This window comes from Streptomyces cyanogenus, assembly GCF_017526105.1.
Classification (GTDB): domain Bacteria; phylum Actinomycetota; class Actinomycetes; order Streptomycetales; family Streptomycetaceae; genus Streptomyces; species Streptomyces cyanogenus.
Map to the genome: position 1 here is coordinate 1,297,709 of NZ_CP071839.1, position 18,887 is coordinate 1,316,595.

Below are 18,887 nucleotides of genomic sequence, written 5' to 3' on the forward strand. Positions count from 1 at the left end.
CTCCCCGGCCGGGTGGTTCCCGCCGTGGTCGGCGGAGTGGTTCTGCGTGCGCCTCATCGTTCTCGCACTTCCCCCGTGACGCCCTGACGTCTGTGTCGTGCGGGCTCCAGGATCTCGTCTCCGGCGGTCGTGTACAGCTGTCGTCACGGAATCTCCCCGAAGCGGGTCACGGCGGACGGTCCCGCAGGCGGTGGCGCAGCCTGAGCCCAGCCGTGAAAAGATGGAACGCCCGCGCACTGCCGGACGGCCGGAACGTCCTGGTCGGAGCCGGTGCACCGGGCGTGTCGGACGGATGGCGGCGAAAGGACCGGAGCGTACGTGAGTGAGAATCAGAACCTCCTCGCGGAGCAGCGCCGCGCCCTGATCCTGGACGAGGTCCGGCGCCGGGGCGGGGTACGGGTCAACGAACTGACCCGCAAGCTCGGCGTCTCGGACATGACCGTGCGCCGCGATCTGGACGCGCTCGCCCGCCAGGGCGTGCTGGAGAAGGTGCACGGCGGTGCGGTGCCCGTCGTCGAGGCGAGCACGCACGAGCCGGGGTTCGAGGCGAAGTCGGGCCTGGAACTGACCGCCAAGGAGGACATCGCGCGCGCCGCGGCCCGCCTGGTCAGCCCGGGGGCGGCGATCGCCCTGTCCGGCGGTACGACGACGTACGCGCTCGCCCAGCACCTGCTGGAGGTGCCGGAGCTGACCGTGGTGACGAACTCGGTGCGGGTCGCGGACGTCTTCCACGCCGCGCACCGCACCTCGGGGCAGCGGCAGGGTTCGGCCACGGTGGTGCTGACCGGCGGGGTCCGCACCCCCTCGGACTCGCTGGTGGGGCCGGTGGCCGACCAGGCGATCGCCTCGCTCCACTTCGATCTGCTCTTCCTCGGTGTGCACGGCATATCGGTGGAGGCCGGCCTGTCCACGCCGAACCTCGCCGAGGCCGAGACCAACCGACGGCTGGTGCACTCCGCGCGCCGGGTCGTGGTGGTCGCCGACCACACGAAGTGGGGCGTGGTGGGGCTGAGCTCCTTCGCCGCGCTGGAGCAGGTCGACGCGCTGGTGACCGACGCGGGCCTGCCCGCCGAGGCGCGGGCGGAGATGTCCGAGCACCTGCGGGTGGTCGTGGCGGGCGAGCCCGAGGAAGAGGACACCGCAGACAGCTGAGAGTCCGTCAGCTAAGGTGACGATGCCCGGTCAATCACCCTGCGGGAACGTCACGAGGGGGAATCGTCCATGGCTCGTCGTCTGCGCCCGGTGGGTGTCGACTTCGTCGGGGCCGCGCCCGTGCGTCTGGTCTTCGCGCGGAACGTCTCGGCGCCCCCCGAGCAGGTCTTCCGCGCGCTCGCCGAGGACGTGCCCGGCTGGACGGAGTGGTTCTCGGCGGTGACGTCCGCCCGGACCACCGACGGCGGCGGGCGGGAGATCCGGCTCCGGGGCGGGACGCGGTTCGCGGAGACGGTGCTCGTCGCCAAGGCGCCCGAGGTGTACACCTACCGGGTCGACACCACCAACGCGCCGGGCGCCCGTGCCCTGGCCGAGGAGTGGCGCCTGGTTCCGCACGGCGCCGGCACCCAGGTGCGGTGGACCTTCGCCGCCGACGGGACGGCGCCTTTCCGGTTCGTCCTCGGGCTGGCCCGGCCCGGACTCAAGCGGGCCTTCCGTGACGCCGTGGCGTCCCTGGACCGGCGGCTGTCCAGGCGCTGATCACTCGCGGGCGTGGTGCGCCTCGGTCACCACCGCTGCCATCAGCTCCGCGTCCAGCAGGGAGACGTCCGCCAGGCGTGAGGCGGCGGACAGCGAGTTGAGCAGGGTCTTGGTGACGCGCAGGGCCGCCGGGGGACGGCGGACGACGGGCCTGGCCCAGGCCGCGACGGCCGCGTCGAGTTCGTGTGCCGGGACGACCTTCTGCAGGATGGACAGGGACTGGGCCTCCGCCGCGGTGAAGGCCCGGCCGGTGAGGACCAGTTCGCGGACCCGGGCGGCGCCGACCTCGTTGATGAGGCGGGGCAGCAGGCCGCCCCACGCGGTGGGCAGCCCGAGGGCCAGCTCGGGCAGCCGGAAGGTCGCGTCCTCGGCTCCCACCCGCAGATCGCAGGCGAGCGCCAGGGCCATGCCCGCCCCGATGACCTTGCCGTGGACGCGGGCGATGGTGACGGCCGGGTTCCCGGTCAGGGCGTCGCAGACGCGCCGCGCCCTGGCCCCCGACGTCCGGATGCCGCTGCCCGTGGGGTCGTCGGCGAGGTGCCGGGTGAACTCGCCACGGTCCCCGCCGAGACAGAAGTCGTCCCCGCTGCCGGTGAGCACCAGCACCCGGACGTCCGGGTCCTGGTCCTGGAGGACCGCCAGGAGGTCGTCCAGCAGGGCGTCGGTGACGGTGTTGCCGTGCTCGGGGGTGTTCAGCTCGATGGTGAGGACGGGGCCTTCCCGATAGGTCCGCAGGGTCTGCTGTCCGGGGACGGCCGGAAGGGCCTGGAGTGCTTGGAGGGAGAGGGCGGTCATGTGGTCACTTTCAGGGAGGTGACGCGCCGGAAGACCATCCGGGGCGCGTAGGTCGGGGCCGCGATCGGCCGCAGGGTGGGGAATCGTTCCAGCAGCTGGGTGAGCAACAGGCGGGCCTCCAGGCGGGCCAGGGCCGAACCGAGGCAGTAGTGGGCGCCGCCGCCGAAGGTGAGGTGGCCGCCCTTGCGGCGGATGTCGAAGACGTGCGGGTTCTCGTTGCGGCGCGGGTCGTGGTTGGCGGCGCCGTAGAGGACGTGGACGGTGGTGTCCTTGGCCATGGGTACGCCGGCGAGCACGGTGTCCTCGGCCGCGTAGCGGGAGTTGAGGTGGATGGGCGGGTCGTAGCGCAGCACCTCGTCGATCGCGTCGTCGGTGTGTTCGGGGTGCCGGCGCAGCCAGTCGGCCCGGTCCGGGTCCCGGGTGAGGAACCACACCGCGTTGGTCAGCAGGGTGGCGGTGGTCTCCAGGGAGGCGATGGTGATGAACATCGTCAGGTCGTAGAGCGTCTGGTCGGCCGCCGCCCGGTCGTCGGGGTACTGGGCGTCCCAGTGGCGGATCCAGCCGGAGAGGACATCGTTGCCAGGGTGGGCGCGCCGGTGGGCGACGAGGCGGGTGAAGAAGTCCCTCATCTCGACGGTGGCCCGGGCGGAGATCGCCAGTTCGCTCTTGGTGGGGAGCAGTTCCTGGGCGTGGACCTGGCGATGGGTGAAGTCCAGGATGCGGGGGTAGTGCTCGGCCGGGACGCCGAGCCACCGGCCGACGGTGTGGATCGGGAGCTGGTCGCCGACCAGGGGGACGAAGTCGGCCGTGCCGTCGGCGCGCAGGTGTGACCGGAGGCGGTCGAGGAGCCGGGTGACGTGGGCGGCGATCCGGGGCCGCAGAGTCTCGAGGGTGTCACGGTCGAAGAGGTTGCCCAGAGCGCGGCGCTGGAAGGTGTGCTCGGGCGGGTTGAGGCGGGAGAGGGTCCGGGTCATCTCCCGGGTCGCCGGCTCCCGCCAGCGCGCGGTGTCGCCCTGGCGCTCCTGCCAGCCGAAGTCGGGGACGAGCCAGTTCCTGCCGCGCAGGACCTGGCTGCACGCCTCGAACCCGGTCACGAAGTAGCCGCCCCAGGGGGCCGGCACCACGTCACCCAGTTCGCGCAGCTCCGCCCAGACGGGGAGGGGGTCGGCCCGCCCCGCGTCGGACCGCAGGCGGCGAAGGAGAGGAACGACGGCCCGGCGGTCGGTGATGGGTCCGCTCATGACGCCAACGGCGGTCACGCGAAGCTCCTTTGTGGCTGGGCGCTACCGTTACCGCCGGAACCTACCCCTCCCCTCATCCATGTCATGCGCCTGACAGTGTTGCTCCCGTCACATGCCGCACATCAGACCCGGAAGATGTCCAGAAAGCTACTCCAGAAGCCCTTCTTCCTGGCCGGTTCCTGACGCGCGGCGGCGACCGGCGCCGTGGGGAGCGGCTGCTCCGGCGCGACGGCGACGCCGCGGTTCTGCAGCGCGGCGGCCATGCGGGTGGCCGGGGTCGGGCTGAAGGCCACGGGCAGGGCGACGAGGGCCCGGTGGAACGGCCCGGGCCGCCATTCCAGCTCCTTCTCGTGGACCGCCAGCGTCAGGTCCGGCAGCGCGTTGAGGATCTTCTCGATGGCGGTGACGGCGATGACCTGCGCCGGGTCCTTGGCGGGGCAGGCGTGCGGACCGGCTCCCCAGGCCAGGTGGGCACCCTTGCTGTGCATCCGGCGGGCCTCCGCCAGCGCGGGGTCGCTGTTGGCCGCGGCGAAGCTGATGACGACCGGCGTGTTGGCCTGCGCCACCACTCCCCCGAGGTCGACGTCCTGGACCGGGTAGTGCGTGGCGTAGTTGGCGATCGGCGTCTGGTTCCACAGCACGTGATCGATCGCCTCCTCGACCAGCAGGCCGGAGTCGCGTCCGCTGGTGTCGGGCGACAGCAGCAGGAGCAGGGCGTTGCCGATGAGGTTGCGCTCGGGCTCCACACCGGCGCCCATCAGCATGACCAGCTGGTCCTTGAGTTCCTCGTCGGTGAGTCCCGCGGGGTGCTGGATCAGCCAGGAGGTGACGTCGTCGCCGGGCCGGCGGCGCTTGAGCGCGATCAGCTCCATGAGGCAGGCGGTCAGCTCCTCGTTGGCACGCAGGGCGTCCTGACCGTCGAAGATCGCCGACATCGCGCTGGTGAGGGTGTCACCGATGTCCGCCGGGCAGCCGAAGAGCTTGTTGAACAGCAGCAGCGGCAGCAGCTTGGCGTAGTCGTTGAGGAGGTCGGCCCGGCCGCGCTCGCTGAACTGGTCGATGAGGTAGTCGGCGAGGGGCTCGACGTCCCGGCGGATCCGGGTGATGTTGAGCCGGGCCAGGCTGTCCGTGACGGCCTTACGCAGCCGCAGGTGCACGGCGCCGTCGGTGAACAGGCAGTTCGGCCGGTACGCCATCATCGGCAGCACCGGGTTGTCCAGCGGGATCCGCCCTTCGTTCAGAGCCTTCCAGCGGCGGGCGTCCCGGGCGAAGAGCGTGGAGTTCTGCAGCACGCGCAGGGCCGTCTCGTGGCCGACGACCAGGGTGGCGTCGACACCGGGTGCGAGTTCGACCGGCCCGGCCGGACCGTGGGCACGCAGCCGGTCGTAGACCTGGTGGGGGTCGGCGGCGAACGCGGCGTCGTGCATGGGGCATCGGCCGCCGGCGGGGGCGGGGGCTGACTGGCGGTCCATGAGGTTCCTTCTGCTGGCTCCGGGCCGATGGTCCGGGGGGATGGGGGTGTCAGGCGGCTCGGGTGAGCAGGTGACGCACGAGCGCGATCAGCGCGTGGGCGGAGGACTGCCGGTCGCGGGCGTCGCAGTAGACGACGGGGGTGTCCGGGAGCAGGTCGAGGGCCTCGCGCACCTCCGCCTCCTCGTAAACGCTGCCCGGCTCGAAGCTGTTGACGGCGATGGCGTACTCGAGGCCGTAGCGCTCGACGAGGTCGATGACGGGGAAGGTCTCCTCCAGCCGGGCGGGGTCGACCAGGAGCAGCGCGCCCAGCGCGCCGCGCGCCATGTCCTCCCACAGCTGCATGAACCGCTGCTGGCCGGGGGTGCCGAACAGGTACAGCACGAGGTCGTCGCTGAGCGTCAGCCGGCCGAAGTCCAGGGCCACGGTGGTGGTGGTCTTGTCCGTCACGCCCCTGAGGTCGTCCACGTGGAGGGACGCCTGTGTCATCTTCTCCTCGGTGCGCAGCGGGGTGATCTCCGACAGGGAGCCGATGAAGGTCGTCTTGCCCACGGCGAAGTGCCCGACGACCAGGATCTTCGCAGCGTTGGTCACCGCGCTGGAGACGTATATGGATCCGGGGGCCGTCTCAGCCGATGAGGGATTGGAGTCCATTCAGAACCTTTTCCAGGGTCGCTCTGTCAACGTTCTGAGCCCGGGGCGGCTCGGCGCGGCGCAGGAGGTGCCCTTGCTCGGATAAGTCGGTCAGCAGCAGCCGGGCCACCCCCACCGGCAGTCCCAGGTGGCCGGCCACTTCGGCGACCGACAGGTAGCCGCCGGCGCACAGCTCCCAGATCGCCATCACCTCGGGGCCGGCTCCCAACGGGGGCGTCCGGTCGGGAGCCAGGGTGACGAGGGTGTGCAGCGCCAGGTCGTCCGCGGCCGGCAGGGTCCGGCCGCCGGTGATGACGTAGGAGCGGACGAAGTCGCTGGTGACGGAGGCTTCCTCACCGGGGCTCCTCATGCGCCGGCACCGTTGTCCGAGCGCGGCGCCACACTCATCGCCTTGCTCAGGGCGGACACCGTCTTCTGCATACGGAAGGACATGGCCTCCATGTCGACGTCCAGCGCGGCCGAGACGGCGAGGTAGGAGCCCTGGCCGGCCGCGATCAGGAAGATCCAGCCGCCGTCGTACTCCAGCAGCGTCTGCTTCCAGATCCCGTGTCCCGCTCCCACGAACCCGGCGACGGCCCGGCTGAGCGACTGCATGGAGCTCATGGCGGCGGCGTTGGTCTCGGCATCGTCCCGTGCGATGTCGTCCGAGCGCTGCAGCAGCAGGCCGTCGCCCGAGACGAGGATCGCGTGCCGGGCTCCGCGTACCTCGAGTAGGTCGTTCAGCACCCAGGACAGGTCGATGTTCACTTGTTGTCAGGTCCTTCCGTGGTGTTCGTGGTGCGCCCGAGCTGTGTTCCGCGCGCGAACGCCCCGAGCCGCGACGCCGTCACCTCGCTGGCGGGCCCGGACGGCACCTCCTGGCCGCCGGCGTCGAGGGACGGGACCACCGTGACGGGGCCACCACGCCGCCGGCGTTTGGGCAGACCTCCCGAGGTCGTCCCCACCACGTGCGAGGGACCCACGACCGGGACCGGCGCCAGCCGCTGGGGAGCCGCCTCCTGGCCCTCGTCGTGCTGGACGTCGGCCGCGGGGGACGGCACGTCGGCCGCGAGAAGACTTTCGGGCACACGAATCACTGCACGCACTCCGCCGTAGGGGGACACGGAACCGACGGAGACGGCGAAGCCGTAGCGGGCGGCGAGCATGCCGCACACGGCGAAGCCGAACCGCGGCGGGTCGCCGAGACCGGTGATGTCGACGGGACCGTCGACCGCCAGCAGCGCCGCCGCCCGGTCCTTGGTCTCCTGGTCCATGCCGAGTCCGGCGTCGTCGACGATGAAGCACAACCCGGTCGGTACGGCCTGGATGTTGACCTCCACCGGGGTGCCGGGCGCGCTGTAGTTCGTCGCGTTGTCCAGCAGTTCGGCCAGGACGACGGCCACCGGCTCGACCGCCTTGCCGACGAGGGAGACGTTGACCTGGGAGTGGACGCTGACCCGGTCGAAGTCCTTGATCCTGCCCTGGGCGCTGCGCGCCACGTCGTACACCGTGGCGGCGCGCTCGCGGCGGCCGAGCCAGCCGCCGCAGAGCACGGAGATGCCCTTGGCACGGCGGCTGAACTGGCTGCCGGTGTGGTCGACCGTCATCAGGTCGGCCAGCACCTCGGTGGTGTCGCCGTACTTCTTCAGCAGGTTGTCCAGGAGCACCTGCTGTTCCTCGGCGAGCGACTGGAGGGTTCCCATCGCGGATTTCAGCACCGCCTTGGTCGCGGCTTCCGCGTCCGCCCGTACGTCCGCGAGGTCACGCTGGTGCTGCGCGGTCAGCGCGGCGATGTGTGCGTGGAGCTGACCGACATCGCCACGGGCCTCCCCCAGCCCGGTCTCCAGGTCCTTCCTCGTTCTTCGGAGCGCCATGTTGGTTCTCCGGGCCCGCATCACTGCGACGACCGCAGCGACGAGCACCACAAGCAAGATCCACAGCAGTGGATCCTGGGTCAATGACGTCATGAGACTCTCTTCAAGTCGCGTCGCGCCAGGAGCATGAGCAGCGCGATGGTGCCTTCGAGACTGTCCCCCAGACGCGTTCATGACACGTCGTCAGCCCGTTGAAAAGTGGGATGATCTTATCAGTCACACCGGCACAACCGGCTTGCCCAGAGCCTCAATTGAGACGACACCAAACCCACACAGCCCGGCAACACGCCCGTCGCACGACGGCTGCCACGGTGCGGAATCAGTCCGGCCACACGCCCGTCGCCAGGAACGAGTCGAGCGCCCCCGCGTACGGCTCGATGTCCAGGCCCTGCTCCGCGAGCCAGGCGTCCGAGTAGTACTTGTCCAGGTACCGGTCGCCCGGGTCGCACAACAGGGTGACGACACTGCCGGTACGCCCCTCGGCCACCATCTCGGCGACGATCTTCAGCGCGCTCCACAGACCGGTGCCCGTGGAGCCGCCCGCCTTGCGGCCGATGCTCCCCTCCAGCGCCCGTACGGCGGCGACGCTGGCCGCGTCCGGGACCTTCATCATCCGGTCGATGGCACCGGGCACGAAGCTGGGCTCCATGCGCGGCCGGCCGATGCCCTCGATCCGGGAGCCGCAGTCGCAGGTGACGTCCGGGTCGCCGCTGGTCCAGCCCTCGAAGAAACAGGAGTTCTCGGGGTCGGCGACACAGATCCGGGTGTCGTACTGCATGTAGTGCACGTAGCGCGCGAGGGTCGCCGAGGTGCCGCCGGTGCCCGCCGTCGCGACGATCCAGGCCGGCTCGGGGAACCGCTCCAGCTGCAACTGCCGGAAGATCGACTCGGCGATGTTGTTGTTGCCTCGCCAGTCCGTGGCCCGCTCGGCGTAGGTGAACTGGTCCATGTAGTGGCCGCCGGTCTCCACCGCGAGGCGGGCGGACTCCTCGTACATCTTCCGGGAGTCGTCCACGAAGTGGCACTGTCCGCCGTGGAACTGGATCAGTCGGATCTTCTCGGCGCTCGTCGTGCGTGGCATGACCGCGATGAAGGGCACGCCGATCAGCTTCGCGAAGTAGGCCTCGGAGACGGCCGTCGAGCCGCTGGACGCCTCGATCACCGGTCGGTCCGGACGGATCCAGCCATTGCAGAGTCCGTACAGGAACAGGGAACGGGCGAGCCGGTGCTTGAGGCTCCCGGTGGGGTGGGTGGACTCGTCCTTCAGGTAGAGGTCGATGCCCCACTGCTCGGGCAGCGGGAAGCGCAGCAGGTGTGTGTCGGCCGACCGGTTGGCGTCCGCCTGGACCTTGCGGACGGCCTCTTTCAGCCATGCTCGGTAGGCGGCGTCACTGCGGTCGACGTCGAGGGTGGCGCCGGTTTCGGTCCGGGGGGTGGTGCTCACGGCGGGGCTCCTTACGCTGGTCGCCGACGGCGTCTCACGCGAGCCGGCAGTTCGAGCATAGGCAGCTTTCAGAACGCTTCCCACCTGCATAAACGCACCTTTGAGCCGCCCAAAGCGGCCCTGGGGCACAGGCGTGCGAACCCTCGGGGGGCGCACGGGCGCGTACGCTCCGGGCGGTTGTCGCACGCGCCCCGTGCGTACTGGTGCTCCACGCCGTACCGGGGCAGACTGCACGCGACGGGACCACCGTCCCGAACGGGGGCGCACAGGGAACCGAACGGGAACACCGTAAGGGGGCGGCGAGACATGGCGGAGCCGGAGTTCACGGCCACCGGCGTGCGCATCGGCAAGCGCCTGCGTTCGCTCACCCGGGCCGGCCAGGTCCGGATCAGCGACGGCAGGCTGCAGTTGCTCACCAGCTACGGCAGCGAGATCGACAGCGCGCCGGTGCAGGCGGTGCGCGCGTCCAAGCCGTGGTTCGTGCCGGACGACCGGGCGCTGGCCGACGTCAACGGCACCCGGTACCTGCTGACGCTGGGCGAGCACGACCCCGCGCCCGGGCAGCCCGGTCCCCCGGCGGCACGGCGGTTCGTGGAGGCGGTGCGCCGGGCGGCGGGACGCGGCGGCTGAGGAGCCGTACGCCGCTCACGGTGCGCAGCGGTCGGTCGCGGCGAGTTGCGGGAGCGCATCCGCTGCGTCACGCTGGTCTCACGTCACTCTGGGTTTACCGGCGATAACGCTGCGAACCAGCCCGCCGGCCACGACAGCAGGCGGACGTTTGGACGCAAGCACCCTGCTGGATCCGTTGTTCTCCGTGTTCTCCGGTTCCTCCGGACCTCACATCGGGGAGTCGCAGCCGTGATCAGTCACCCAAGCAGGCACTGCACGGTGGAGCTCCAAGCCCTGCCGTCGCGGATCGGCCAGGTCCGCAGAATCGTATCTGCGCAGTTGCGCTACTGGCATCTGGACCCGTTGATAGACCGGGCCGCGCTCGGTGTGACGGAGCTGCTGAGCAACGTCCACCGGCACGCCAGGCCCGACAAGTCGTGCACCGTCGAGCTGGAGCTGCTGCCGGACCGGCTCACGGTCTCGGTCCGCGACCACGATCCGCGCCTTCCGGTACCGGCCGACGTCCCCGACACGGCGGACGCCACCCCGCTGGCCACCTGCGGGCGGGGACTGGCGATGGTGGCAGCGGTCAGCGAGAGCTGGGGCGCGCGGCCGGACGGCGAGAACGGCAAGGTGGTGTGGTTCACCCTGCCGGCCGCGGCGGCGCCGCGCAGCCATCCGGACCACGCTCCGCGGGGTACGACACGGCCGACACCGGTGCCTGCCGGCGCGGGCGTCGGTACGGGGGCTTCCGTGCCGACGGCCGGGGCGGAGAGTTCGGTGGCGGCCGGGAACGGGGCTTCGGGGCGGGTGGCGGTCGGCGTGGCGAACGGCGCCGCCGTGCCCGCGCGGGCCGCGGTCCGGGCCGGTGCCGTGGCGGACAGTGGATCTGCGGGCGAGTCCGGCAGTGCGGTGCCCGCCGGTGCGCGGGCGCCCGGGAGGGGCACCGCCGGCACCGCCCCGGCGGGTCGTACGGCACCCGCACCCGGCCACGGCGCGGCACCCGCCCGAACGACGGTGCCGGCGGGAAGCACCGTCTCCGCACCCACCGGACGCACGGCGCCCGCACCCGCCGCGGGCCCGGTCCCCGTCACGGCCGCGCCCGCGACCCCCGCCCCCGCGGCGCGGCCGGCGTCCCCCGCCGCCGGGACCCCGGCTCCCGCCGGACCCGCCGTTCGCAGCTGACCGGACGGCGACCTGCCCCGGCGGCAACACGCGGGCGGGCGGCGGCGGATGACGCCCTGGAGCCCCGGCAAGGGGCCGGGGCGTTCTCACCCCCTCCCGAGGATCAGACGGAGGCCGCCTCGGCGTCCGGCACATGACCATGTGGGCGAAACAGTTCGAGACGCCGTTCGAGGCATGAGAGCCGCTCAGTCGGGCAGCGCGACGGTGAGATCCACCTCGACCAGCTGCCCTGCGAAGCCCAACTGCGCAACCCCCAGGAGCGTGCTGGCGGACGTGAAGGCCAGCCCCAGGGCGGAAGCGGTAAGCCGGTGCCAGGCGAGGCCAAGATCCTCCCTGTCATCGCTGCGCACGTAGATCACCGACCGCACCACGTGCTGCGGCTGAGCATTCACCGCCGCAAGGGCGGCAAGTGCGTTCACGACCACCTGATCGACTTGCATCTCGAGGGAGCCCGGGCCGACGAGAGAGCCGCCCTGGTCGAGGGGGCACTGCCCCGCCAGATAAGCCGTTCGGCCGGTCTCCACCACGGTGATGTGGTGGTAGCCCGGCGTCTCATGCAACTGATCGGGGTTGATGCGGCTGATCTTCGCTGCCATGGCGCGAGTCTGACCAATCTGCTCCCGACACGCACCGAAATTTGACCCACAGCACGACCGCCCGACGCAGCGCGAGGGCGAAGGACAAGCTAAGAGCCTGTGAACCAACCCCCATCTGCGCAGCGGCGTCCGGCACGCTCGCGGGTTGCCGAAAAGCCCCGGTCGACCGGCTTGGTTTGCGCTCCGGGATCGTGGTTGCCGACCAGATCACTCCGTTATGGGCAGGCACTCGGCGAGCAGGTCGACGACGTCCCGCCAAGCTCGCTGCGCGTGCTGAGGGTGAAAACCGACTCCAGGAAGCACGATGTGGTCGACCGGCGGGTGGTGGAAGGCGTGCAAGGCGCCGCCGTAGACCACGAGGCGCCAGTCAACGCCCACGGCCTGCATCTCGGCAGTGAACGCGTCCCGTTGCGCGGGCGGCATGATCGGGTCTTCCGACCCGACCCCGGCCCACACCGGGCAGTGAATGCGCGCCGTCTCGCCTGGTCGGCCCGTGGTCAGTCCGTTGACCGTCGCGATCGCGCGCAGGTCGACGCCGTCGCGCCCGAGTTCCAGCGCGATTGCGCCCCCGGTGCCGTAGCCGACGGCGGCGATCCGGTCCGGGTCGGTCCGCGGCTCGGCGCGGAGCACGTCGAGCGCCGCGTGTCCGATGCCTCGCATCCGGTCGGGGTCAGCGAGCAGCGGCATGCAACGGGCCAACATCTCCTCAGGATCGCCCAAATAGCGCCCGCCGTGGAGGTCGAAGGCCAGGGCCACGTATCCCAGCTCGGCGAGCACATCGGCCCGGCGGCGCTCGACGTCGCTGAGCCCCATCCCCTCGGGCCCGACCAAGACCGCGGGCCGGCGGTCGACACCGGCCGGGAGCGCGAGATGCCCGATCATGGTCAGGCCGTCGGCCGCGTACTCGATCGTGCGCGTTGTAACCGTCGTCATGAGCTTGGACTGTAGTGATCGTCGAACCCGGTCGGGCCGGTGCTCTGCCGCTGGCAGAAGGCAGGTCTCTGACGTATTCCGGAACCACTCCGTCAGCGGTTCAGCTCAGAGCCTGTGAACAAACCGCTGTCGGCCCGAAGAGGCCGGGTAGTCGAGGAGTTGCTGTCTGGCGACGCGTGCCTGAGAGCGCTGTCGACGCGGTATTCCTCGGAAGGCATCGAGTCCCATTCGGTATTCGCTCCGTCGCGCGTCACCATGAACAAGGGACGCGACCGGAGGACCTGCCCGACTGGTTGCCCGCGCATCACGATCCCGGAGTCATCCGGTCCTGCGTAGCCCTCGGGCGTGTAGCGAAACTGCACGTCCTCTGCCTCGGCGTACGCGATCACGTCGTCTCCAGCTCCGACAGGTCTCTCCCGACCAGAGGGAGTCCGTCATACGTGACCTGAGGTCCGTGCACGGCGTCCGCGGCGACGCAGAACAGCCCCACGGCCTGGCTCACACAGGCCGTGACGGCAGGCGGTGAAGGAGCCACCCCTCGACGGTGGACCACAACCTTCCAAGTCGGCGTGAAGATCGCGTGGTCACGTGCACAATCGCTGACCTCCGTCCGGCCGAGCATCTCCGCCGCCTCGACCACTTCGTCGACGGTCGTACCGAACCGGAGCGGTCCGACGCCGACCGCCGGCGAATAGCACCACTCGTCCCGTTCGGCGACTCCGGTCCTGAACGCCATAGTCGCTCCTCTGGAGACACCCGAGACTTGCCGCCGCCCATCATGCCGATCACCGACCGGCGGACTGCCGGGTGCCGCCGAGCCCACGCCGGCTCACTCAGCGTGACCCGTCCGGGCGCGGCGAATACGCGACACCTGAACCTGCGAGCTGCCAGTCCCACCCCGAGCACGGCCGTGGAGCTGGCGTTCTGTAACTACTAGTATGTACAGTGAGCGCATGAGCACCTCCGACCGACTCATCGAGTCCACCCGCGAGCTGCTGTGGGAACGCGGTTACGTGGGGACCAGCCCCAAGGCGATCCTGGAGCGCGCCGGGGCGGGTCAGGGCAGCATGTACCACCACTTCAAGGGCAAGCCGGACCTCGCCCTGGCTGCGATCCGGCGCACCGCGGACGAACTGCGGGCCACCGCCGAGGCCGTACTCGACGGGCCGGGCACGCCGTACGAGCGCATCGAGGCGTACCTGCTGCGCGAGCGCGATGTGCTGCGGGGCTGCCCGGTGGGCCGGCTGACCATGGACCCGGACGTCATCGCGAGCGAAGAGCTGCGCGCACCCGTCGACGAGACGATCGCCGCCATCCGCGAACGGATCGCCGGGATCGTCGAAGAGGGCAAGCGGCAGGGGCAGTTCGCGCCCGGGCTGGACGGCGCGGAGATCGCCGCCGCCGTCCTCGCGACCGTGCAGGGCGGCTACGTCCTCGCCCGCGCCTCCGGATCGCCCGCCGCCTTCGACGCCGGTGTGCGCGGTCTGCTCTCCCTGCTCGCCCCGCCGGTCCCCGGACAGGAGAACTGAGTCACGTGCACATCACCCGACAGCGTCCCGACACCTGGCAGGGGCCGGCGGAGTACTTCGCCGGCACGGTCTGGCTGGACGAGATAGCAGCCCCCGCGGCTCCCTCCCGGCTGCGGATGTTCAGCGTCCACTTCGCCCCGGGCGCACACACGGCCTGGCACCGCCACCCACACGGGCAGGTGCTGCACGTCCTGGAGGGCGAGGGGCTGGTACAGCGCAGAGGCGGTGCGGTCGAGGAGATCCGCGCGGGCGACACGGTGTGGATCGAACCGGACGAATGGCACTGGCACGGTGCCTGACCCCGCACCTTCATGACCCACCTGGCGGTCGTCGAGGCCGCCGCGGACGGCACGACGACCGAGTGGCACGCGCACGTGACCGACTACCCCGCCTGAGAGGGAACCACAACACATGCACGCCATGCAGTACGAGTTCACCCTGCCGGCCGACTACGACATGGGCATCGTCCGCTCGCGTGTCGCCCGGGTCGGGCACCTGCTGGACGACTGGGACGGCCTCGGCATCAAGACCTACGTGATGCGCGAACGCGGGGTGAACGGCTCGCCGGTGAACCAGTACGGGCCGTTCTACCTCTGGAACACCGTGCGGGGCATGAACAGCTTCCTGTGGGGCGGGGCCTTCCAGGGGCCCGTCGACGACTTCGGGCGGCCCGCGGTCCGGCAGTGGACCGGCCTGGCGTTCGAGGAGGGTGCGGCGACCGCCTCCGCGCCGGCGTTCGCCGTCCGGCGGCGCCAACCCGTGCCGGAAGGGGTGCAGTTGGCGTCCTTCATGGCCGACGCGGCGGCCGAGACCGGGAGGCTGGCGGCGCAGGACGGTGCGGTGCTGGCGGCGGCCGCCGTGGACACGCGTGCCTGGGAGCTGGTGCACTTCTCCCTCTGGGCGCACGACGCTCCGAACGCCGACGGGGACGTCTTCGAGGTGCTGTACCTGTCCGCGCCCGGCCGGAGCCGGCTCCCGCCCGGCCGGCAGTGGTGACCCGCGTCCGTACGGTCCTCGGCGACATCCGGCCCGCGGAGCTGGGCGTGTGCGACGCCCACGACCATCTCTTCCTGCGCAGCCCGCGGTTGCCGGGGCAGGAGCTGGACGACGTCCGCGCCGCGCGGGCCGAGCTGGCGGCGTTCCGCGCGGTGGGCGGGGCAGCCGTCGTGCAGTGGACGCCGTACGGGATGGGCCGGCGGGCGGCGGACCTGCCGGCGCTGTCCCGGGCGACCGGGGTGGGGATCGTCTGCGCCACCGGACTGCACCAAGCGGCGCACTACGACGCCGAGTCGCTCGCCCAGCTGCGGGGCGGACGGCTCGCCGGGCTGTTCGTCTCGGAACTCACCGAGGGCATCCGTACGACCGGGGTCAGGGCCGGTCTGATCAAGGTGGCCGGCGGTTTCCACGGGCTCGACGCGCACGCCCGCTGGACGATGGCGGCGGCGGCCGAGGCGCACCACGCCACCGGCGCGCCCGTCGCCGTGCACCTGGAGCTGGGCACCGGCGCACTGGACGTACTCGACCTGCTGTGCGGCGAGTTGGGCGTGCCCGGTGACCGGGTGGTCCTGGGGCACCTGAACCGCTTCCCCGACCCGGTGCTGCACCGGCAGGCCGCCGCATCGGGATGCTGGCTGGCCTTCGACGGGCCGTCCCGCGCCCACCACGCCACCGACTGGCGGATGCCGGAGGCGGTACGGGCCCTGGCCGAGGCGGGGTTCGGGGACCGGCTGCTGCTCGGCGGGGACACGGTGGTCGCCGGTGCCCGCTCGGTCGCCGGCGGGCCCGGATTGCCGTACCTGCTGCGCCGGGTGCGGCAGCGGCTGGCGGAGGCGGTCGGCGCCGAGCTGGTGGAACGCATGCTCGGGGAGCATCCGGGGCGGGCGTTCGGGGTGGGCTGGAGGTGAGCGCGGCCCGGCCGGGAAATGCGGATGATCGGTACCGGTCGGGCCCCCTGACCTGACCGGCATGACCACACCCGCGTATCCGCCCAAGCCCGAGCCGGGCGACCGCGTGGCGATCCTCTCGCCCGGGTCCGGGCTGCCGGGGCTCCTGCCGCTCCCCCACGGACTGGGGCTCAGGCGACTGCGCGAGGATTTCGGCCTGGTACCGGTGGAATACCCCACCACCCGCACCATGGGCGCGACCCCACAGGAGCGCGCCGCCGACATCCACGCCGCGTTCGCCGACCCGACGATCAAGGCGGTGATGGCCAGCATCGGCGGTGAGGACCAGATCACCGTGCTGCCCCATCTCGACCGGGAGCTGATCCGCGCGCACCCCAAGCCGTTCTTCGGCTTCAGCGACAACACCAATGTGCTGCTGTTCCTGCGCAACCTGGGCATCGTCGGCTACCACGGCGCCTGCGTGATGACCGAGCTGGGGCGCCCGGACGCGGTGCACCCGATGACCGCCGACTCGCTGCGCGCGGGCCTGTTCACGTCGGGTCCGTACGAACTGCGCCCGGCCGAGCGCTACCGCGACAGCGACCGCGACTGGGCCGACCCGGCCACGTTCGACGCCGAACCCGACTCCCAGCCGGCCGACGGCTGGATCTGGCACCGGCCCGACCGGCGCGTCGAGGGGCGCGCGCCTGGGGCGGGAACCTGGAGATCCTCTCGTGGCTGCTGATGGCCGACCGCGAGACCGAACGCGATCCCGCGGCCTACGACGGCAGCGTGCTGTTCCTGGAGACCTCGGAGGAGCTGCCGAGTGCGGCCGAGGTCTTCCGGATCCTGCGCAACATGGGGGAACGGGGCCTGCTGGAGCACTTCCCGGCCTGCTGATGGGGCGGGCCAGGGCCTGGTCCTTCGAGCGGCCGAACGACGCGGACGCCAAGCGGCGTTATGTCGTCGAGCAGCGGGAGGCGGTGCTTCGTGCGCTGGCGGTGCATGCCCCGCACACCATGGCCGTCTTCGACGTGGACTTCGGTCACACCGATCCGCAACTCGTGATCCCGTACGGCGGACAGGTCGTCGTGGACGGCCCGGCACGGCGGATCACGGTGACGTACTGACGGCCCGGCGCGCTGCGGACCGCTAGTCCCGCTCGCTTCCGGCCAGCGCCCCCAGCGGATCGTCCAGCACCGGCTGCCAGGCCAGTTCGGCCGCGCCGACCAGGCTGTTGTGGTCCAGGGTGCACGGCAGGATGGGGACGCCGCCGCTCTGGCCCCACAGGCTGCGGTCGGCGACCACCGCCCGCAGCCGGGCCGGGTCCGCGTCCAGCAGGGTGCGGTGCAGGCCGCCGAGGATGATGCGGTCGGGGTTGAGGATGTTGACCAGGCCGGCCAGGCCGAGGCCGAGGCGGTCGATGAGGGCTTCGGCGGCCGTGCGGACGGCCGGGTCGTCGTACTGGGTGCGCACCAGGTCGTTGGCCTGCTGGAGCAGCGACACCTCGGGGCCGGGCTCGCGGCCCGCCTCCACGAGCAGCGCCAGCGGGTCGGCCTCGACGTCCAGGCAGCCGCGGCTGCCACAGTGGCAGGGGCGGCCCTCCGGGTTGACGGTGAGGTGACCGACCTCCAGCGCGAGCCCCGAACTGCCGGTGTGCAGGCGGCCGTCCAGGACGAGCGCGCCGCCGACCCCCCGGTGCCCGGTGGCCACGCACAGCAGGTCGCGCGCGCCCCGCCCGGCCCCGTGGCGGTGTTCGGCGAGCGCGGCGAGGTTGACGTCGTTGCCCGCGAACGCGGGTCCGTCGATGCCGGCGGCGCGCACGCACTCCGCGAAGATCTCGCGCACGGGGGCACCGACGGGCCAGGCCAGGTGCAGCGGGTTGAGCGCCAGGCCGGCGGGTTCGGCGACGGCGGACGGCACGGCGAGTCCGGCGCCGACACAGCGCCGGCCGGTGGCGCGCAGCAGTCCGGCACCCGCCTCGACCACGGAGCCGAGCACCTTCGCCGGGTCGGCCTCGACGGTCTCGCAGCCGGGCGCGGTCGCCACGATCCGCCCGCCGAGGCCGACCAGCGCGGCCCGGAAGCCGTCGGCGTGGATCTGCGCCGCGAGGGCGACGGGCCCGTCCTCGGCGACCTGGAGCCGGTGCGAGGGGCGTCCCTGGGAGCCGGCCGCCGCGCCGGGCCGGGCGTCCACCCGGATCAGGCCCAGCGCCTCCAGCTCGGCGGCCACCGCACCGGCTGTCGCCCGGGTGACGCCGAGTTCGGCGGTGAGCACGGCCCGGGTCGGCGCCCGTCCGGTGTGCACCAGCTCCAGCGCGGGCCCGAGCGCGCCGCGCCCCCGGTCCAGCCGAGCCCTTGAGGTGGTCCTCTCCCCCGCTGTCCGGGGATCCGCCTTGCCGCTCATGAGGGCGAGTCTCCCATGATCCGCACCCGGTGTGGCCTGCGGCGCCGACTACAGGCCCACGGACCCGCCCGGTGATGTCGAGCCGGCCGGCCAGGCCCAGCCCGAACGCCCTCCGTCCGCGCGAGCGCGGGGCACGCCGAGCGCGCCGGTCACCGTGCGGCGGCTCGGCCCGCCGAGCCGGTCCGGGTAGGGCTTCACCGGGCTGCCGTCGCCGACGACGACAGTGCCGGGTGAAGGCGTACGGGCACCGATCCCCGCCCGGGCGGACCTGCCGGGCGGCCGCGGTGCCGACGCCCGGGGTGCGGACAGCGGGCGCCCGACGAGCGGCCGCGCTCTCACCCGCAGGGGTATCAGCAGGCGCGGAGCAGGGCGTGCTGCCGTCCGCCGTCCAGCCGGTACCGTACGCAGCCCGACCAGCGGCCACACCCTCACCGGCAGGGGTATCAGCAGGCAGGGCGTGCTGCCGTCCGCCGTCCAGCCGGTCCGGGACGTGCACGGCGCCCGGTGCGACCTCCGCGCGCTCCCGGCCGAACGGCTCGTCCTCCATGCCCCCATCCCGCTCCACGGCCTCTGATCTGCGGTTCCGCTAGCCTGGAC

Annotated in this window: 19 protein-coding genes and 3 pseudogenes; 9 read left to right on the plus strand and 13 right to left on the minus strand. The window is 72.0% G+C overall.

Annotation, left to right across the window (positions count from 1 at the left end):
• The first annotated feature begins 318 nt into the window (after positions 1–318).
• Both S1361_RS05405 and S1361_RS05410 read left to right on the plus strand, forming a co-directional pair.
• Complete coding sequence (locus S1361_RS05405) at positions 319–1,152, plus strand: DeoR/GlpR family DNA-binding transcription regulator (protein ID WP_208030689.1); 834 nt, start codon at positions 319–321, stop codon at positions 1,150–1,152.
• Between the two features lie 69 nt (positions 1,153–1,221).
• Positions 1,222–1,692, plus strand: a complete 471-nt coding sequence (locus S1361_RS05410) for an SRPBCC family protein (protein ID WP_208030690.1) — start codon at positions 1,222–1,224, stop codon at positions 1,690–1,692.
• Here the strand turns inward: S1361_RS05410 and S1361_RS05415 are convergent, their stop codons facing one another.
• From S1361_RS05415 to cds1, 8 genes are all read right to left on the minus strand, one after another.
• Positions 1,693–2,487 carry an enoyl-CoA hydratase/isomerase family protein gene (locus S1361_RS05415; protein WP_208030691.1) on the minus strand — a complete coding sequence of 265 codons (795 nt, stop codon included), beginning with the start codon at positions 2,485–2,487 and terminating at the stop codon, positions 1,693–1,695.
• Positions 2,484–3,746, minus strand: a complete 1,263-nt coding sequence (locus S1361_RS05420) for a cytochrome P450 (RefSeq protein ID WP_243769092.1) — start codon at positions 3,744–3,746, stop codon at positions 2,484–2,486. Before S1361_RS05420 ends, S1361_RS05415 begins: the two co-directional genes overlap by 4 nt.
• A gap of 104 nt (positions 3,747–3,850) precedes the next feature.
• Complete coding sequence (locus S1361_RS05425) at positions 3,851–5,155, minus strand: cytochrome P450 family protein (protein WP_208036482.1); 1,305 nt, start codon at positions 5,153–5,155, stop codon at positions 3,851–3,853.
• Positions 5,156–5,249: 94 nt separating this feature from the next.
• Positions 5,250–5,852 (minus strand): GTP-binding protein, encoded by a 603-nt coding sequence (locus S1361_RS05430; protein WP_208030692.1) that lies wholly within the window; start codon positions 5,850–5,852, stop codon positions 5,250–5,252.
• Positions 5,827–6,201: a DUF742 domain-containing protein gene (locus S1361_RS05435; RefSeq protein ID WP_208030693.1), complete on the minus strand. Its 375-nt coding sequence runs from the start codon at positions 6,199–6,201 to the stop codon at positions 5,827–5,829. Before S1361_RS05435 ends, S1361_RS05430 begins: the two co-directional genes overlap by 26 nt.
• Positions 6,198–6,599, minus strand: coding sequence for a roadblock/LC7 domain-containing protein (locus tag S1361_RS05440; RefSeq protein ID WP_208030694.1), 402 nt, complete (start codon positions 6,597–6,599; stop codon positions 6,198–6,200). The genes S1361_RS05435 and S1361_RS05440 overlap by 4 nt, the downstream gene beginning before the upstream one ends.
• Positions 6,596–7,798 (minus strand): sensor histidine kinase, encoded by a 1,203-nt coding sequence (locus S1361_RS05445; RefSeq protein ID WP_208030695.1) that lies wholly within the window; start codon positions 7,796–7,798, stop codon positions 6,596–6,598. Before S1361_RS05445 ends, S1361_RS05440 begins: the two co-directional genes overlap by 4 nt.
• 226 nt (positions 7,799–8,024) lie before the next feature.
• Positions 8,025–9,149: an L-cysteine desulfhydrase Cds1 gene (gene cds1 / locus S1361_RS05450; RefSeq protein WP_208030696.1), complete on the minus strand. Its 1,125-nt coding sequence runs from the start codon at positions 9,147–9,149 to the stop codon at positions 8,025–8,027.
• Between the two features lie 306 nt (positions 9,150–9,455).
• Between cds1 and S1361_RS05455 the strand changes: the two genes are divergently transcribed.
• Both S1361_RS05455 and S1361_RS05460 read left to right on the plus strand, forming a co-directional pair.
• The gene (locus S1361_RS05455; RefSeq protein ID WP_208030697.1) at positions 9,456–9,779 is read left to right on the plus strand and encodes a hypothetical protein; all 324 of its coding nucleotides are present in this window, start codon (positions 9,456–9,458) and stop codon (positions 9,777–9,779) included.
• Positions 9,780–10,007: 228 nt separating this feature from the next.
• A pseudogene (locus tag S1361_RS05460) lies at positions 10,008–10,541 on the plus strand (ATP-binding protein); the annotation flags it as partial.
• Between the two features lie 587 nt (positions 10,542–11,128).
• Here the strand turns inward: S1361_RS05460 and S1361_RS05465 are convergent.
• The 4 genes from S1361_RS05465 to S1361_RS05480 form a co-directional block, all read right to left on the minus strand.
• Positions 11,129–11,539, minus strand: coding sequence for a RidA family protein (locus S1361_RS05465; RefSeq protein ID WP_208030698.1), 411 nt, complete (start codon positions 11,537–11,539; stop codon positions 11,129–11,131).
• A gap of 207 nt (positions 11,540–11,746) precedes the next feature.
• Positions 11,747–12,472 carry a dienelactone hydrolase family protein gene (locus tag S1361_RS05470; protein ID WP_208030699.1) on the minus strand — a complete coding sequence of 242 codons (726 nt, stop codon included), beginning with the start codon at positions 12,470–12,472 and terminating at the stop codon, positions 11,747–11,749.
• Between the two features lie 92 nt (positions 12,473–12,564).
• Entirely contained in the window at positions 12,565–12,861 is a 297-nt protein-coding gene (locus S1361_RS05475) for a hypothetical protein (protein ID WP_208030700.1), read from the minus strand.
• Positions 12,858–13,208, minus strand: a complete 351-nt coding sequence (locus S1361_RS05480; protein WP_208030701.1) for a hypothetical protein — start codon at positions 13,206–13,208, stop codon at positions 12,858–12,860. The genes S1361_RS05475 and S1361_RS05480 overlap by 4 nt, the downstream gene beginning before the upstream one ends.
• A 217-nt stretch (positions 13,209–13,425) precedes the next feature.
• Here S1361_RS05480 and S1361_RS05485 point away from each other — a divergent pair, with 217 nt between their 5' ends.
• The 5 genes and pseudogenes from S1361_RS05485 to S1361_RS05505 all read left to right on the plus strand — a co-directional run bounded on the left by S1361_RS05485 (position 13,426) and on the right by S1361_RS05505 (position 17,014).
• A complete protein-coding gene (locus tag S1361_RS05485; RefSeq protein ID WP_243769093.1) occupies positions 13,426–14,001 on the plus strand; it encodes a TetR/AcrR family transcriptional regulator in 576 nt (191 codons plus the stop codon).
• Between the two features lie 5 nt (positions 14,002–14,006).
• Positions 14,007–14,396 (plus strand): annotated as a pseudogene (locus S1361_RS05490) ((R)-mandelonitrile lyase).
• A gap of 16 nt (positions 14,397–14,412) precedes the next feature.
• Positions 14,413–14,997 (plus strand): DUF4865 family protein, encoded by a 585-nt coding sequence (locus S1361_RS05495; protein ID WP_208030703.1) that lies wholly within the window; start codon positions 14,413–14,415, stop codon positions 14,995–14,997.
• Entirely contained in the window at positions 14,994–15,905 is a 912-nt protein-coding gene (locus S1361_RS05500; protein WP_208030704.1) for a phosphotriesterase family protein, read from the plus strand. Before S1361_RS05495 ends, S1361_RS05500 begins: the two co-directional genes overlap by 4 nt.
• A 61-nt stretch (positions 15,906–15,966) precedes the next feature.
• Positions 15,967–17,014, plus strand: a pseudogene (locus S1361_RS05505) (S66 family peptidase).
• A gap of 22 nt (positions 17,015–17,036) precedes the next feature.
• On the opposite strand, the gene S1361_RS05510 reads toward S1361_RS05505, so the two are convergent.
• The gene (locus S1361_RS05510) at positions 17,037–18,290 is read right to left on the minus strand and encodes an ROK family protein (protein ID WP_208030705.1); all 1,254 of its coding nucleotides are present in this window, start codon (positions 18,288–18,290) and stop codon (positions 17,037–17,039) included.
• Positions 18,291–18,887 lie beyond the last annotated feature (597 nt).

Bases quoted from the DNA above. Each gene is read 5' to 3' on its own strand.
- S1361_RS05410 (WP_208030690.1), top strand. From the start codon at position 1,222: ATGGCTCGTCGTCTGCGCCCGGTGGGTGTCGACTTCGTCGGGGCCGCG.
- S1361_RS05415 (WP_208030691.1), bottom strand. From the start codon at position 2,487: ATGACCGCCCTCTCCCTCCAAGCACTCCAGGCCCTTCCGGCCGTCCCC.
- S1361_RS05425 (WP_208036482.1), bottom strand. From the start codon at position 5,155: ATGCACGACGCCGCGTTCGCCGCCGACCCCCACCAGGTCTACGACCGG.
- S1361_RS05430 (WP_208030692.1), bottom strand. From the start codon at position 5,852: ATGGACTCCAATCCCTCATCGGCTGAGACGGCCCCCGGATCCATATAC.
- S1361_RS05435 (WP_208030693.1), bottom strand. From the start codon at position 6,201: ATGAGGAGCCCCGGTGAGGAAGCCTCCGTCACCAGCGACTTCGTCCGC.
- S1361_RS05445 (WP_208030695.1), bottom strand. From the start codon at position 7,798: ATGACGTCATTGACCCAGGATCCACTGCTGTGGATCTTGCTTGTGGTG.
- S1361_RS05455 (WP_208030697.1), top strand. From the start codon at position 9,456: ATGGCGGAGCCGGAGTTCACGGCCACCGGCGTGCGCATCGGCAAGCGC.
- S1361_RS05465 (WP_208030698.1), bottom strand. From the start codon at position 11,539: ATGGCAGCGAAGATCAGCCGCATCAACCCCGATCAGTTGCATGAGACG.
- S1361_RS05470 (WP_208030699.1), bottom strand. From the start codon at position 12,472: ATGACGACGGTTACAACGCGCACGATCGAGTACGCGGCCGACGGCCTG.
- S1361_RS05480 (WP_208030701.1), bottom strand. From the start codon at position 13,208: ATGGCGTTCAGGACCGGAGTCGCCGAACGGGACGAGTGGTGCTATTCG.
- S1361_RS05485 (WP_243769093.1), top strand. From the start codon at position 13,426: ATGAGCACCTCCGACCGACTCATCGAGTCCACCCGCGAGCTGCTGTGG.
- S1361_RS05495 (WP_208030703.1), top strand. From the start codon at position 14,413: ATGCACGCCATGCAGTACGAGTTCACCCTGCCGGCCGACTACGACATG.
- S1361_RS05510 (WP_208030705.1), bottom strand. From the start codon at position 18,290: ATGAGCGGCAAGGCGGATCCCCGGACAGCGGGGGAGAGGACCACCTCA.